At 61.2% G+C, this 15,019-nt stretch carries 12 protein-coding genes and 1 pseudogene; 9 read left to right on the top strand and 4 right to left on the bottom strand.

Annotated elements, in window-relative coordinates; genetic code table 11:
• The 3 genes and pseudogenes from YH3_RS36995 to YH3_RS32990 form a co-directional block, all read left to right on the top strand.
• A pseudogene (locus tag YH3_RS36995) lies at positions 1–673 on the top strand (flavoprotein); the annotation flags it as partial.
• Positions 674–683: 10 nt separating this feature from the next.
• Positions 684–1,922, top strand: coding sequence for an MFS transporter (locus YH3_RS32995; protein WP_064444936.1), 1,239 nt, complete (start codon positions 684–686; stop codon positions 1,920–1,922).
• A gap of 16 nt (positions 1,923–1,938) precedes the next feature.
• A complete protein-coding gene (locus tag YH3_RS32990; RefSeq protein WP_064444935.1) occupies positions 1,939–3,021 on the top strand; it encodes an NAD(P)/FAD-dependent oxidoreductase in 1,083 nt (360 codons plus the stop codon).
• On the opposite strand, the gene YH3_RS32985 is transcribed toward YH3_RS32990, so the two are convergent.
• The gene (locus YH3_RS32985; RefSeq protein WP_003943361.1) at positions 3,002–4,267 is read right to left on the bottom strand and encodes an IS256 family transposase; all 1,266 of its coding nucleotides are present in this window, start codon (positions 4,265–4,267) and stop codon (positions 3,002–3,004) included. The genes YH3_RS32990 and YH3_RS32985 overlap by 20 nt on opposite strands.
• An 85-nt stretch (positions 4,268–4,352) precedes the next feature.
• Here YH3_RS32985 and YH3_RS32980 point away from each other — a divergent pair, with 85 nt between their 5' ends.
• The 6 genes from YH3_RS32980 (at position 4,353) to YH3_RS32955 (ending at position 10,062) form a co-directional block, all read left to right on the top strand.
• Positions 4,353–4,769 (top strand): transposase, encoded by a 417-nt coding sequence (locus YH3_RS32980; RefSeq protein ID WP_064444968.1) that lies wholly within the window; start codon positions 4,353–4,355, stop codon positions 4,767–4,769.
• Between the two features lie 179 nt (positions 4,770–4,948).
• Positions 4,949–5,767, top strand: a complete 819-nt coding sequence (locus YH3_RS32975; protein WP_081377669.1) for a DDE-type integrase/transposase/recombinase — start codon at positions 4,949–4,951, stop codon at positions 5,765–5,767.
• A gap of 878 nt (positions 5,768–6,645) precedes the next feature.
• Positions 6,646–7,464, top strand: coding sequence for a hypothetical protein (locus tag YH3_RS32970; protein ID WP_064444934.1), 819 nt, complete (start codon positions 6,646–6,648; stop codon positions 7,462–7,464).
• A gap of 265 nt (positions 7,465–7,729) precedes the next feature.
• On the top strand, positions 7,730–8,167 hold the full coding sequence (locus tag YH3_RS36320) for a hypothetical protein (RefSeq protein ID WP_193777227.1): 438 nt from the start codon (positions 7,730–7,732) through the stop codon (positions 8,165–8,167).
• 84 nt (positions 8,168–8,251) lie between these two features.
• On the top strand, positions 8,252–9,292 hold the full coding sequence (locus YH3_RS32960; RefSeq protein ID WP_064444933.1) for a ComEC/Rec2 family competence protein: 1,041 nt from the start codon (positions 8,252–8,254) through the stop codon (positions 9,290–9,292).
• 29 nt (positions 9,293–9,321) lie between these two features.
• The gene (locus tag YH3_RS32955; RefSeq protein ID WP_154100404.1) at positions 9,322–10,062 is read left to right on the top strand and encodes a hypothetical protein; all 741 of its coding nucleotides are present in this window, start codon (positions 9,322–9,324) and stop codon (positions 10,060–10,062) included.
• A gap of 15 nt (positions 10,063–10,077) precedes the next feature.
• Here the strand turns inward: YH3_RS32955 and YH3_RS32950 are convergent, their stop codons facing one another.
• The 3 genes from YH3_RS32950 to YH3_RS32940 are packed head-to-tail and all read right to left on the bottom strand — an operon-like array spanning position 10,078 to position 14,926.
• Entirely contained in the window at positions 10,078–11,151 is a 1,074-nt protein-coding gene (locus YH3_RS32950) for a patatin-like phospholipase family protein (RefSeq protein ID WP_082920763.1), read from the bottom strand.
• The gene (locus tag YH3_RS32945) at positions 11,148–13,616 is read right to left on the bottom strand and encodes a ThiF family adenylyltransferase (protein WP_064444930.1); all 2,469 of its coding nucleotides are present in this window, start codon (positions 13,614–13,616) and stop codon (positions 11,148–11,150) included. The genes YH3_RS32950 and YH3_RS32945 overlap by 4 nt, the downstream gene beginning before the upstream one ends.
• Complete coding sequence (locus YH3_RS32940) at positions 13,613–14,926, bottom strand: hypothetical protein (protein WP_064444929.1); 1,314 nt, start codon at positions 14,924–14,926, stop codon at positions 13,613–13,615. The genes YH3_RS32945 and YH3_RS32940 overlap by 4 nt, the downstream gene beginning before the upstream one ends.
• Positions 14,927–15,019: the final 93 nt, after the last annotated feature.

The following is a 15,019-nucleotide window of genomic DNA, read 5'->3' as shown; positions in this document are numbered from 1 at the left end:
GTGGGCGGTTCGCCGCGGCGCTATCGGTTCCGCGTTCGGCGGCGGCGAATCGGACGAGCTGCCCGCCCGCGGCGCCCTCGGACTCCGTGCGAAGAAGTCCGTCGACGACGGACTTCTCACCGTGGTCACCGGTTTCCGCACCGCAGCTGTCGAATCCGCCGACAAGGGTCAGCTCGCACTGGTGTCCGATACCGGCGCCCGGATCGAGAACGTCGACAACGTCGTCACCTTGACCGGATTCCGCCCCCACCTGTCCTGGCTCTCGGAAATCCGACTCGGCCTCGACCCCATCCTGCAGGCACCGACACAGCTGGCGCCTCTGATCGACCCGAACGTCCACTCCTGCGGCACGGTCTATCCACACGGCGCGAAAGAACTTCGCCACCCCGAGCCCGGCGTGTACCTGGCGGGGATGAAGAGCTACGGGCGTGCGCCGACGTTCCTGGCGATGACCGGCTACGAGCAGGTCCGCAGCATCGCCGCAGAACTCGCCGGTGACCACGAGGCCGCTGCTCGGGTGGAGTTGATCCTCCCGGAAACCGGAGTCTGCGGCGGCGCAGGTGTTTTCGACGAACCCGACACCGCGGAATCCGAGGGCGGCTGCTGCGCCGCACCTGCTCCGGAGCTGATTTCACTGTCCAGCCCCTCCGGTAGTTCCAACTCCTGCGGATAAGGCACAGCCGATGACGACCATCGAGGATCCGCCGCAGCGCCCCGTCAGCCTCGACCCGTCGGGGCTGCGGCGGGTCCTGGTGGCGCTGTGTCTGACCGAAATCACCAGCTGGGGAATCCTGTACTACGCGTTTCCTGTTCTGTCGGTAGCCATTTCCCGCGATACCGGGTGGTCGACCTCGGTGATTGTGGCGGCGTTCTCGGTCAGCCAACTCGTCGCCGCCGTCGTCGGCATCCCTGTCGGACGGATCCTCGATCGCCACGGGCCCCGCTGGATCATGACCGCCGGATCCGTCCTCGCTGTACCCGCACTGGTGCTCATCGCGACAGCTCGCACCCTCCCCCTGTTTTTCGCAGGGTGGGTGTTCGCCGGCATCGCGATGGGCGCGGTGCTGTATCCACCGGCATTCGCCGCCCTGACCCGCTGGTACGGCGACAACTACGTCAAAGCACTGATGATTCTCACCCTCGCCGCGGGTCTGGCCAGCACGGTGTTCGCGCCACTGTCTGTCGCTCTGGCCGATCGATTCGATTGGCGCACAACCTACCTGGTGCTCGCCGCCATACTGGCTGTGATCACCATCCCCGGACACATCTGGGGTTTGCGTGGCGGGTGGCCCGACCCCATCCGCCTGCCCCACGCGCAGCCCGGCGACTACCACCGCACCTCACGCAGCCTCCCATTCCTTGCTCTGATCGTCGCCCTCGCGGCAGCCGCTTTCGCCGCATCCGCCGGCGTCTTCAACCTCGTACCGCTACTGATCGAACGCGGTTTCAGTCCCAGCCTCGCCGCACTCACGCTCGGGCTGGGCGGCGCCGGCCAGGTCATCGGCCGCATCTTCTACCTACCACTCGCAGCGAAGACCAGTGTCCGCGTACGCACGGTATCGGTCATCGCCGTTGCCGGTCTGAGCACCGCGTGGTTAGGTCTGGCGAGCTCTACGGCGGCGTTGATCGGCATCGCCATCGGCGCCGGACTGGTCCGCGGCATCTTCACCCTGATCCAGGCCACCGCCATCACCGACCGCTGGGGCGGCGAACACTACGGGCGCCTCAACGGGCTGATGTCCGCACCGATCGTCATCGTCATGGCCCTGGCTCCGTGGGCCGGCACCGTGCTCTCCACCTGGACCGGAAGCTACGCCCACGCCTACCTCGTCCTCGGAGCGATTGCCCTCGTCGGCGCCGTGATCAGCGCAGCAACCATCCCCGCCCTCCGCACCACCACAACGATTCCGATCACTTCCTGACCGAAAGACAATTCTCATGACGTACTACGACGCGATTGTCGTCGGTGGCGGTCAGTCCGGCCTGGCCGCAGCCCATCATCTGCGCCGCCAGCGGCTCGACACCGCGATCATCGAAGCGGGTAGCGAACCCGTCGGCTCCTGGCCGCAGTACTACGACAGCCTCACTTTGTTCTCACCAGCAAAGTACAGCTCCCTCCCCGGTCTACCGTTCGGCGGCGACGGTGACCGCTATCCCGGACGCGACGAAGTCGTCGACTACCTCCGCCGCTACGCAAAGACCCTCGATGTGGACATTCACGTCAACGAACGAGCCGATACCGTCACCACCAGCGGCGGCCAGTTCACCGTCCGGACCGACAGCGGATCCGCCTTCACCGCACCTCGAATCATTGCCGCCACAGGAGGATTCGAAACTCCACACAGTCCCGCACTGAAAGGGTTGGATGCCTTCACCGGGACTGTTGTGCACGCCGCCGACTACCGCGAACCCACCGCCTACGCCGGGCAGAACGTCATCGTGGTCGGAGCCGGGAACTCCGCAGTACAGATCGCTGCCGAGCTCGCCGAAACAGCCGATGTGATCCTGGCCAGCCGAAACCCCGTGACATTCGCGCCGCAACGACCCCTACGCCGAGACATGCACTTCTGGTTCAAGTACACCGGAATCGACGCCCTCCCGATCGGGCATCTTCTCTCGCGGCCACCGACGTCGCCGGTGTTCGACACCGGCCGCTACCGCGCCGCGCTCACCGCCGGCACACCGCAACGCCGCGCCATGTTCACCAAACTCGAAGGAAACCAAGCCTTCTGGCCCGGCGGCACCACAACAACCGTCGACGCGGTCATCCTCGCCACGGGATACACCCCCAACCTGGACTACCTCGCAGAACTCGGGGCACTCACCGACACTGGCCATCCCCGCCACCGGAAGGGCCTGTCCACCACCCACCCAGGGCTCGGGTACGTGGGACTGGAATGGCAACGAAGCCTCTCGTCCGCATCCCTACGTGGGGTAGGCCGCGATGCGCACTACGTGGTCGGGAGTGTCCGATTAACGGTGGATCCGACCTTGATGTCGGTTAGTTACCGTTCAGGGTGATGCGTCCTTCGAAGGTGATCGCAAACGCATTGAGCGCGGGCTTCCACCTCATTGCCCATCGTGCCTTACCTTTCCCTGTCGGGTCCAGAGCACGCGTGGCCAAGTACAAGCATTTGAGCGCCGCCTGCTCAGTCGGGAAGTGCCCACGCGCCCGTACTGCGCGCCTGTAGCGAGCGTTGACAGACTCGATCGCGTTCGTCGAGCAGATGACGCGCCTGATCTCGACGTCGTAGTCCAGGAACGGAACGAACTCACTCCACGCGTTGTCCCACATCTTGATAATCGCTGGATACTGCTGCCCCCATTTCTGCGTGAACTCAGCGAATCGTTCCCTGGCCGCAAACTCCGACGGAGCGGTGTAGACAGGTTTGAGATCACGCGCCATCGCATCCCAATATTTACGAGAGGCAAAGCGAAAAGTGTTGCGTATCAGATGAATAATGCACGTCTGCACCACAGCGAGTTCCCAGACGGTGTTGATCGCTTCAGGCAATCCTTTGAGTCCGTCGCACACAACGATGCAGACGTCCGCCACACCACGGTTCTTGATCTCGGTCAGGACCGAGAGCCAGAACTTTGCGCCCTCTCCGCCCTCGCCGGCCCAGATCCCGAGGATGTCGCGTTCGCCATTGACGGTGACGCCGATCGCGACATACATCGGCCGGTTGGTGACCTGCCCATCGCGAACCTTCACGTGCACCGCATCGATGAACATCACCGGATACACCCGATCAAGTGGCCGGTTCTGCCACTCCGTCATTTCCCCGACGACCTTGTCGGTGATCCGCGAGATCGTGTCCTTCGACACCGACGCTCCGTAAATATCTTGAAAGTGCGCGGATATCTCGCCGGTCGTCAAACCCTTTGCCGTCAATGACAATACGATCTCATCGATACCCGTCAAGCGTCGCTGACGCTTCTTAACAATCTGCGGGTCGAACGAAGAATCGACGTCGCGTGGCACTTCGATCTCCACCGGCCCGATCTCAGTGAGCACCGTCTTCGAACGGGTACCGTTCCTCGAGTTGCCGCTGCCGCGGCCGGCGGCATCGTGCTTCTCGTAGCCCAGGTGCTCGGTCATCTCCGCGTCTAACGCGGTCTCTAGGACGTTTTTGGTGAGTTGATTGAGGAGTCCGTTCGGGCCCATCAACTCCACGCCCTGCTCCTTGGCCTGAGCCAGGAGCTGCTCGGCCAACTGCTTCTGATCCACCTCAGTCTCTGCCATGGGATCAAGTGTTTCGGTCATCGTCGATCCCCTCTCTGTCAGGATTTAGTGAGACACTCGGAGGCAACCGAGATCACTCACTGAGGGCATGAAACGAGCACCACCGATGAGCAGCCCGAACCCCGAAACACCGTCAGATTCGCCGGCGGATCCTGCCCCGAAACCGACCCGCAGAACCTTCACCACTGAATACCGCAACCGCATCCTCGACGAATACAACAACGCCCCACACGGAGAGAAATCTGCAGTCCTGCGCCGCGAAGGTTTGTACCAATCTCAACTCCGAGAATGGGCCCAAGCCAGAACCGCAGCGGCCGGGAAGTCTCGATCGAAAGCGGTCGCCCATCCCGACACCGACGCCGCGACACGTAAGGAAATGGCCCGACTGACACGCGAGAACGCTCGTCTGGCAAAGCAATTGACGCAGACGGAGGCCGCGCTCGAGATCATGGGAAAACTTCACGTGCTCTTGGAATCCATCTCCGAGAGCACGGACACACCGCCCTTACCGAAGACGCACTGAACAGCACATTCGCCGACCTGCGAGCCGCCGAAATCCCCACCAGGCGATCCTGCATCCTGATCGGGCGATCCCGCGCCACCCACTACCGTCACCAGCAACCACCCGTTCAAGGTCCCCGGAAACCAAGACCCATCCCGGACAACGGCCAAGCGCTCACCGCATCCGAGCGAGCGAAAGTTTTGACCGTCATCAACAGCGACAAGAACGCTGACCTGGCCATATGTCAGATCTGGGCGCGGGAACTCGACGAGGGAAACTACTGGTGTTCACTGTCGAGCATGTATCGGATCGCCGCCGCGGCCGGACAAAACCGTGAACGCCGACGAACAGCGACACATCCACCGAAGGCGATCCCCGAACTCCTCGCCGACGGACCTTCACAGGTCTGGACCTGGGACATCACCAAACTTCGCGGGCCCACCAAGGGCGTGTGGTTTCACCTGTACGTACTGATCGACATCTACTCTCGCTACAACCCGTCGTGGATCGTGGCTGCACACGAAAGTGCTGAATTGGCAGCTGAATTCATTGCGGAAGCAATCGAGCGCAACGGCATCGCCCCGCACACCGTCCACGCGGACCGCGGCACTTCGATGACCTCAGGATTGGTTTCGGAACTGCTCACCAACCTCGGCATCACCCGGTCGCATTCACGACCGCGAGTATCGAACGACAACCCGTACTCCGAGTCGCAATTCAAGACTCTGAAATACCTGCATGATTTCCCGACTTCGTTTGCATCACTGGATGATGCACGAGTGTTCTTGGAAGGATTCTTCAACGAGTACAACCATATTCACCGTCATTCGGGAATTGCCTGGCATACGCCGGCGTCGGTGCACTTCGGGACCGCTGACGCGGTCGACGAGGCCCGGCAGATCACTCTGAACGAGGCTTACGTCGCGAACCCTGCCCGGTTTTCGCGCCGGCCAAGTCCGCCCGAGATGCCGACCGTATTCTTCATCAACGAACCGGTCTCGGAATCGCAGATCAACTGAACGTCACTGTCTCACTTGACTTGACACATAGCGCCCCGCCGGCACCCAACAACCACCGGGAACGAGTCAAATGAAACTGGTCACTCTTCAACCCATAAATCAACCAATTGGGAAGGCTTCACCGAAAATATTCAAATGCTTCAGGAAAAGGCAAAAGTCGTGGGCACAGCACTCTGGCAAGCGAAGTCACCACTCACACTTGCCATCCTCTTCATTTTCTCGGTCTCCTTGGTTGTCATCAATTCGGCAGCCCTGAGGCAATTCAGTAACGCCCCAGGTCCCGCTCCCAGTGAATTTTCATCTAACAGGTCCGGTGGAATAACGTGGTCGCCGGGAGCATCGTCCTCAGGATCGACAAGTGAGCAGGCAGTGTGTTGGAAGCCCGATGAGTCCGTGTTAGCCGGGTTCATCTGCTATTTCCCCGAGTCGCGCGAAAACAGCGCAAACGGCAACGACGCATCGAGTAGTTCGTTCGAAGCAACGATGCGGAACCACGGGGCGGCAAAAACCTTCGCCGTTCCCAACACGACGCCAGTAACCTCGAAATCCGGTCTCGAAAGCGCATATTTTCAAGTCAATATCTGGACGAACCTGGTCCTCGCTCTGTGCAGTTTTGCTGCACTGGTAGTCAGCCTCCGCAACCGAGCTCAGCCGTCACATCCACTACCTGAGCCCGTTTCACCGCCTCCTGCCCCCACACCGACCCCCACCTCGGGACGGCTCCATCGAGCCGTACAGCGTCTAGAAGAACTCCTACGCCCGCCCAGTAGATGAGGTCAAGCTCCTCCAGAGGCATCACGCCGTTCAGGTACGTCAGGTACGATAGGTACGATAGGTACTAAGTCGATTCGGCGCACCACCAACCAGACGGAGACGCAATGAGTACCGACACGACGCGATCACAGGTATCGCCTGCCGACCGCGCGATCGATATCGCCGCGGTGAAGCATCTGACCGCAGCGATCCGTACAGAGGGGTTTCCTCACACGTTCAGTGTGCATCTGGAACAAATGCGGCGGGCCTACTCTGCACAAACACAGGCCAGTACCTACGTACAGGAAACGCTGAAATCGATGCGCAACTTCTACGTGCATACGCCAGCAGGGAAGGGCACCTCTGATGGTGACATCGTCACTACCGTGGCGGAGCTTTCGGTTGCTTCCCTCTCCGGCGCAGAACGCTTGGAACTCGCCCAGCTCCTCATCGCATCGGTCGCTGTTTCCGAGGGGGTCTCGACGTCCCCGGACGGTAGTTCGGCCGGTTTCGTCCCCCTCGTCGGGGAAGAATCATCCGCGGCTCCGCCTGTCGCAAATGCGCGAAGTTCGATTCTGGACTCCTTAGACGTCGTCGATTCCAAGGGCGTCGCCCGGATCCTTGCGCCGACCAGCGATGCGCCGCGAAGCGTCGCGCAGAAGCGCCGCAAAGCCGGGGAGTTGATCGGTCTGCCGATCGGAGCGCGACCCAACTACCGGTACCCGGTGTTCCAGTTCGATACCGAGCGGCACAAGATCCATGACGTGGTCCGGCACGCAAACCTGAGACTTCATGTCGAGAACGATCCGTACGGCGCTGCAAGTTGGTGGATGACGACCACGGAACTGCTCGATGGCAACAGCCCTCTCGAGGATCTCGAAGCCGGGCAACTCACCGAGATCGCGGTCGACAACGTGCTCGACTACGCCCGACAGGGCATGTGAGCGGGTGAGAGAATACAACGGCGCCCCCGCGCATACCACGATCGTGTCAGCGGGAACGGTACTGTGGCGCATCCATCGCACTGACAGCAGTTACCCGGCAAATAGTTTCAACTCGACAGGGATTGCTCCACTGACAGATGCATCGACATTCGACATCAGGAAGCACCGCACGCTTCCTTGGCAAGGGCGTTTCGATCCGGTTCACGACGAGACGGTCTGCCCGGGAGGGTCGAGTTTGGGTGGTTATCTATACGTCGGATCATCGGTGGGGGCTGTCGTGGCCGAGGGAATCCTTCGGGGTACCGATGTCCCCAAAACCAAGCTCCTTCCCTACTCCGCGATTGTCGACTTCTCGTTAACGAAACTGATACTCGGAGAAAGCATCTCGGTCGCAGCTCTCGACACCCAGGTAGGCTTGACGGCGATCAACCAAGACGGATCGCTCGTCGCGTGCACGTGGCGCGATTACCGTGATTCACGAATGACATGTACGGACATCTTGGTACGAACGCCGAACGCCCATGGCGTCCGATACCCCTGCCGACATGGCAAGGACGAACTCGCCCTGATGCTGATCGACCGTGGAGGGACGCTAACGGTCGACATCGCGGAAACCAGCGACCTCTCGGCTCCTGGGTGGGGCCTAGACCTGGTGCTCGCCACCCTCGAATCCGGATTCGACCTGACCATCGACCTTCCCTGACAGCATTCCTTCACACCAGATGCTCCGTGCCAGCAGGGCCGATGGGGCGGCGAGTGAGAAGCACCCTTATGTAAGGAGACACGTATGTACCAAATTGATTTCCTGCCTGTTGAAAGCGAGAACGGGCTGGGAACCAAAAGCGGCGACGCCATCGCCGCACAATTCACCCTTGCCGACGGGCGCACTGCGGTCATTGTCATCGACGGTGGATACAGCGCCACAGGTGAAAGCCTCGTCGAACACATCGATACTTATTACGGAACCCGCCACGTGGACATCGTCATCTCCACCCATCCCGACGCGGACCACATCAACGGACTGAAGCACGTCATCGAAACCCTCGAAGTTGGTGAACTGCTGGTTCATCGCCCACGCAAGCATGCAGTGAACATCGACGAGTTCAGTAACCTCGAGGCGGTCGACAACCTGATCAGCGCCGCCGAAACACGCGGAGTGAAAGTATCGGAACCGTTCGCAGGCATGCAACGCTGGGACGGACAGCTGCAGATCCTCGGGCCCACACAGGATTACTACCGAGAGATGCTTGAGCAACATCTTCAAGAGGTGAAGTCCGGGGTCGCGGCTCGTCGCCGGTCCCTCGCTGCATCCCTGATGACGAAGGGACGCGACTTGCTCGCATGGGCTCTGCCCGCGCTTCCGATTGAGACGCTCGGTGAGGACGGTGAAACCGGACCGCGGAACAATACGTCGGCGATCGTCGTGCTCACCGTAGATGATCATCGCATTCTTTTCACTGGTGACGCTGGCATCCCGGCGCTGTCCGCGGCAGCCGATCAGTACGAGATTGCCATCGGCTCCTTCGACGCCTATCCCCTGGCGGTGCTGCAAGCACCTCACCATGGCAGCCGCCGTAATCTCGCCCCGACCCTGCTCAACCGCATTGTGGGAGCGCCCGGCACACGTGTGGGTATCTTTCAAGCACCTATCAGCTCCGCGAAGGCCTCGCCCAAGCACCCCTCTCCGAAAGTCGTCAATGCTCTTACCCGCCGCGGCGGGTACGTCGTGGCCACTGAGGGCACGACGGTGTGCGTGCAGAATCAAGCGAGCAGGGCGGGGTGGACGACGATGCCGGCGCTGCCGCCGCTGCACGAAGCCGACGACTAGTACAACCGGAACAAGGAAAAGATCTCTCGATGTCGTTTGACACCTTCGATTTTCGTGCTCGCACGCTTCCCATGATTGTGGTGTGGTTCCCGGCCATTCTCACCGCGGCTGTGATCGCCGCCGGGTACCCTGCAGTTCACCGACTCGGGACGCTGTTGCCGCTTCCTCTCACCTTCGTCCTGACTGTGCTTGCAGCTCATATTGCGCGAGACGCCGGAAAGAAAATCGAGGCATCCCTGTGGGATGCGTGGGGCGGGCCGCCTGCGACCGCCCGTCTTCGATGGGCGTCAGCACAGAACCCGGTCCTGCATCAAGACCTGCACACCAACATTCAGGCTATCGTCGGCGCGCAGCTCCAGCTTCCCACCAAAGAAGAGGAGCTAGCCGACCCTGTCCATGCCGACCATGTATACGAAACTGTCGTTCGAACGCTGATCGCTCGTACGACCAGCAAGGACGATTACGCCAAACTGAAGAACGACCTGATCTGGTACAGTTTCCGCCGAAACCTGTACGGGCTGAGGCGATTTGCGTATTGGGTCGACGCGCTACTCATCATCGCTTCCATTGCAGCCGTCGTCGTCCTGATTCGCACATCTCTCGATTTCAGCCTCACTGCCCCCGTTATCGGTTTCCTCGCTGCAGCCATGTCGGTGATCTTCTTTTCTTGCACTGTCACTGCGGAATGGGTTCGACTCAGCGCCGAGGCGTACGCGGACGAGTTGATCAAGTATGTCTACGTTGCCCCCTCCGGTACGGGTCCGATATAGCTCGAATAGAACGAGTCATCCGCTGAGGTCTGGTGTGTACGTGTTGACGAGTGAGCGAACGAGTTGTTCGCCGCGGACTGCGATCGCGGCTAAATCGGTTTCAGCCATCGCAGAGAAGTTGGTCGGGTACGTGTCTACCTGTGTCCGCGGGATCAAGTCTGCGATGGGTGTGGGTAGTCGTTCGTCGCTCATGCCGAGGTATACGTGAAGAAATCCGCCGATCTCCGCGTTTGTACCTGCAGCGTGGATACGACTGCGTGTGGCATCCTGCGATTTGGTGTGCGCGATGTCGAAACTTTGTGAGAGCCTGCCGGCAATGAACCGTGCAGTCGTACGTTCTGCGCGGCCCCGCCCGGCGTCCACAGCGATGATGTAGTCGAGGTCGTACACGTGTGGGCTGTGTCGCGTCGAACGGCCCGGAAGTAGCGGTGCCAGACCGAGGTTGTCGTAGACACCGCCATCTGTCAGCGCCACTGTTCGGCTATGGCGGCTACCGTCCCGGCGCTGGAAACTGTATCGGCGATGTAGCGCTGGAAACAGAAGGGGAAAGGCGGCGGAGGCGGCCACTGCCTCCGCAACGGACACCTCTTCGGTGATCTGTCCATGGGCAGAGCAGGCACTGTGCGTGTTGCCGAATCTGACTGCGTTGCCAGTGGTCATGTCAGTGGCAGAGATGATGGTGGCGAGGCCGGGGTGGGTGGTGTCGGTGAGGTGTTTGGCACCGAACTCACGGGAAGCGAATGTTTCGACAAGCGCATCTGTTCGCGAGTACGAACGCTGCTGCCCCGGTCCGAGTGCCCGAAGAGCGCTTGCTGTCGTCTGCCATAGTGCGTGTGGGGTACACGCTCGGCGGATCAGTTCACTGTGCAGTCCCTTACGGAGAAGGGTGACGACGGTGTCGTCGAACTCGTCGAAGCGCTCGGGCCCGTAGGCCCACATCGCGGCGAGGAGACTTCCCCCGCTGACACCCGACACGACGGACACATGACGGAGAAGGTCGCGGTCGTGGAGCGCTCGAAGGCACCCGAGCCCGAATGCCGTTGCCCGAAAGCCGCCGCCAGAGAAAGCGAGTCCTAATTTCGGGGTCACAGGTCGCCCTTGTCGAGTGGAAGTTCGTCGGGATCGGGCATTCGGCGGAGTGGATATGCGTAGCCGCCAGCGAACCACACGTCAGCGGTGGTCGGGTACTGAGTCGTCGCAGTGTCGGGCCGGCTGACGGTCGCTCGGTCGACCACGCGGACGTAGGTATCCGGAGGTACGCCTGCCTCTAGCCAGTTCGACCAGGTCCGTCCACGTCCACCGAGGATGAGCATGAGCGCTCGACGACCGGTACCGTCGGGGGCGACGATATCGGCCATCCCGGTTTCGTCGGTATGGCTGGGGAAGGCACGGCCGTAGGGGTGGGTGTGCCACATGCCGACAAACCCCACTCGCTCTGCAGTGGACGTGCGAACTTTCGTGACTACTTCCTGAGTGCCCTCGGTCCCGTGGTCGAAGTACAGCGGCGATAGACGGCTGTCCGGTGAGGGGCCGGCAACGTGGTCGATGTAGACAATCTGTGTGGCCTCGTCGATGGAGCCGAAGAGCATCCCTCCGGTCTCGACGTGGGCGCCTCGAACACGGTGTCCGCGACGGGCTTCGGTTCGCATCTCGGCGAACGCGCGAGAGCTGATGCGGACTTCGTATTCTCCGGTCTGATCGATCAGGGACAGGTCGTTGTTCCACGTCAAGGGCACAGGCCGCACTCCGGCCACTTCTGGTGTGAGATCACATCCAAGAACCGTCATCGGCATGGCATCCGGGTCTGCCGCAGCGGCGATCGCCGCCGAAAACAACATCGAGGAAAGGGCCGAAACATCGGCTGCGGAGCCGGTAAAGGTGGGGGCCGAGCAACCTGGTTCAGGAAAGAACCGTTCTGTGCGCGGCGGGTTGGGAAACAGATCCCCTGCAATGCTCGCCCACCCAGGGGGCGGGTTGGTCGCAGTGTCGATCGCCAAGCGGCGCAACAGGTCATGGCCACTTCCGGTGGCTCCCCGAGCGGCGACGGCGGCAACGCCGCGTTGAGCAGTGTGGCCGAACAGTGCACTGATCGTTGTCGGCCATCGATCTCGCAGCGTTGCACGAGTCTTCTCGATACCTGTTCGTACTCCGATGTCGGCGGATGCGTCGACGATGAGGTCGTATCCGAGCAGGTTAACGGGGTCGGCGAGGGTTCTGGTGAGAATGTTTTCGATTGAAAAAGTGACCGCAAGGTCCCGACGGACACGCGAGAGGCGCCGGGCGAGTCGTTCGGCCTTGCCGTAGCCAATATCGCCGTCCTCGTAAGGCTGCCGTACCAGGATCCCCGGCGTGACAGCGCCTCTGTCGATGAGGTGCAGCTGCGCCACCCCGGCTCGGACACAGTGCTCTGCGATCGGTGCTCCGAGCGCGCCGCAGCCCAAAATCAGAACCTTCTTGCCGAAAAGCCACCGCGTCGGCGAACCAGTATCCCGCCGTCGTGTCACTTCCGGCCGCGACTCAAAGACGACCATCCAGTGAACCTCGGCAAAACCGAGCCAATCATCGGCGATTTTCCTGACCTCGGTAGTCAGATCCGGATTCTCTGGGCTGATCTCCTGTAGGAGGTTCGTGATTCGCGTACCTAAGTCGTCGAGATGCCACGCCGTGATGTGTGCTAGTGGATGTCCAGGGTCGACGCGTCTCGCAGGGGTACCGAGCAACATCATCGCCGGAACAGCCTCGTCTCCGTCGAGGGTCGTACCGATCACCTTGTTGATGGCGCGTGCGTTGACGAACGCCTTGAGCAGCTCGTCGTACGAGTAACCGTAGTCGCTCAGAGCCGATGCGAGTTCCTTTGCGGTACTCGGGTATTCCATGTCGAGAGTGTCACTGATCAGGACAAGAGGCGCTGCGAACATGACCCGCCCATGCTCGTCCAGAGAAGGCAACTCGTCGGCCACTGCCCGGTCGTAAACCTGTCGCGGAGTCAGCCACTCGAGTACATCGATCCTGTTGCCCTGCTTCGCGCACCAGGCATACAGAAGTCGAACCTTGGCAGCCTCCGGGTCAGCCCAGGGGGCGAGAGCACCCACATCGGGACGGACGATCACCCAACCGTTCTGGTAAGAGCTGTACGCGACCGGAGGGTGGAGCGGTTGCCCGGCGGGGTCGAGTTCGCCGGCAGCGGCGCGCTGGAGCCACAGGTTCAATCGTTCGAGCAACCCTCGCATCCCATCGGCAGGATTCCATTCCACCGAAGGAGCCGCGTAAAGGCACAGCACACGACCCCACTGCACGTGGGGAGTGCCCGCCCAGCGACGATGCATGACAGACACACTCGGATGGACATACGGAAACTGAGGCCCGATGACGATCTCGAACCGCTCCCTGGACCGAACCCGGATACCACTTCCCGTGTTGTCGATACCTGAAGTGTCCAGTGATACAAGGAAAGTGGTGTTCCCGCTCTCACCGTTGTGCGCGCTCAGAAGTTGGATTGCTCCGCCGCTCACCTCCGCAAGTTCGGTGAGCTGACGCCGCGCGAGTTTCGTCAACGACCGAACCCCACCGGCGTATCCGGCGCCTGACTGCCTCCGCGGTCGGATGTGACAGCAGCCTGTACACGCTCTGGCCCTGTCGCGCTCGGTGCAGCAGCAACGGCCCTGGGGATCGCGTTGCCCACGGCAACTGCAGCAGCCGTGATTGCAGCGAAGCGCTGGCCGCTTGCGGATGTAGCGAGCTCGTATGCCGCTTCCCGATCGGCGCTCTTCACCAAGTCACCGACGATGATTCGTGCGCCCTCTGCATCGACACCGAATACGACGGGCGAGGGTGCGTTTTCGTCCACCCACGACATCGTGCAGATCACTTCATCGGCGATCTCCGCGTACCGGTCCGCGGCCATCCGGTGTGGAGGGTTTTGACCGGGTTCGTCCAGGGCGGGAAAGACGGCACTGCTGCACACGATCGTCGCCCCGGATCGTGCGTTGCGTTCGAAGGCGTTGAGCACGTCCATCTGGAGTTGGTCGTTGCCGTCCGAGTCTTTCTTGTACATCACCTTTTTCGAGCAGTGATGCGGCGCCAACAGCAAGTCCCACGCAAGATACTGCTCGCGGTCGTAGTACTCGCTGTAGTCGAAAATCTTCATGATCGTGTCATGTGCCAGGTCGCCGAACAGCAACACCTTGCCGTCAATACCTGTCTCGTCGGTGAGCGTGACTTGTATAGACAAGGACGTCTCGTTGCGCGCCGCAGCGGCATCGTCCTTGAACGGAGCATGAATGAACGCTTCGAACACACCTGAACGCTCGTGCCCATCGAGCACCGTCACCGACTGCCCCGGCCACCCCAGATACTCATCCGGCAATCCGTCGTAAGCGTGCGAACTGTGCTCATCGTCGTACCCCACGACACGAATCCGGTTTCCACTGGCAGGAACCTCGCCAGCGTTCACAGCCTCCAACGTCGCGGTGATCCGCCGCTCCGATTCCTCCCGAAAAGCGATTGCATCCGAGCACAAATCCGGGGCGTCAGGATCGTTGTACTCACGCCACAGACGGGGCGTCGACCACAACTCGCCGATCGTCACCTTGTCCAGCAAGTCTGCAAATCCCAGGCAGTGATCCATATCTGCGTGAGTCAACACGAAAGTAGCAAGGTAAGGCTGCCCGTCAACGATCGGCAACGCCTCCACCAGACGATCCACCACCGCAACCTCCGGCGTAGCATCGTCATCCGCCTTCGCCATGTCATGCAGGTCCACCTGCATGACAACCAGATCATCGATCACCACGGTAGTGCTGTCTCCCGTGCCCACCGGCCAGAAAACCACGCCGCGAGCAGGAAGTCCTTCAGATTCGCTCATATATGCCTCTCTCCACGCCGTCAGGCGCGACATCGGTAGTTGAGAATCACCCTAGCTAGGGCCACCGACATAGACAGCAACATGCCTGCATTA

It is taken from the genome of Rhodococcus sp. YH3-3, assembly GCF_001653035.1.
GTDB classification, from domain to species: domain Bacteria; phylum Actinomycetota; class Actinomycetes; order Mycobacteriales; family Mycobacteriaceae; genus Rhodococcus_F; species Rhodococcus_F qingshengii.
The sequence above is the reverse complement of the archived record's forward strand: the minus strand, read 5'-3'. Positions and strand labels throughout refer to the sequence as shown.

Bases quoted from the DNA above. Each gene is read 5' to 3' on its own strand.
- YH3_RS32995 (WP_064444936.1), top strand. From the start codon at position 684: ATGACGACCATCGAGGATCCGCCGCAGCGCCCCGTCAGCCTCGACCCG.
- YH3_RS32990 (WP_064444935.1), top strand. From the start codon at position 1,939: ATGACGTACTACGACGCGATTGTCGTCGGTGGCGGTCAGTCCGGCCTG.
- YH3_RS32985 (WP_003943361.1), bottom strand. From the start codon at position 4,267: ATGACCGAAACACTTGATCCCATGGCAGAGACTGAGGTGGATCAGAAG.
- YH3_RS32980 (WP_064444968.1), top strand. From the start codon at position 4,353: ATGAGCAGCCCGAACCCCGAAACACCGTCAGATTCGCCGGCGGATCCT.
- YH3_RS32970 (WP_064444934.1), top strand. From the start codon at position 6,646: ATGAGTACCGACACGACGCGATCACAGGTATCGCCTGCCGACCGCGCG.
- YH3_RS32960 (WP_064444933.1), top strand. From the start codon at position 8,252: ATGTACCAAATTGATTTCCTGCCTGTTGAAAGCGAGAACGGGCTGGGA.
- YH3_RS32955 (WP_154100404.1), top strand. From the start codon at position 9,322: ATGTCGTTTGACACCTTCGATTTTCGTGCTCGCACGCTTCCCATGATT.
- YH3_RS32940 (WP_064444929.1), bottom strand. From the start codon at position 14,926: ATGAGCGAATCTGAAGGACTTCCTGCTCGCGGCGTGGTTTTCTGGCCG.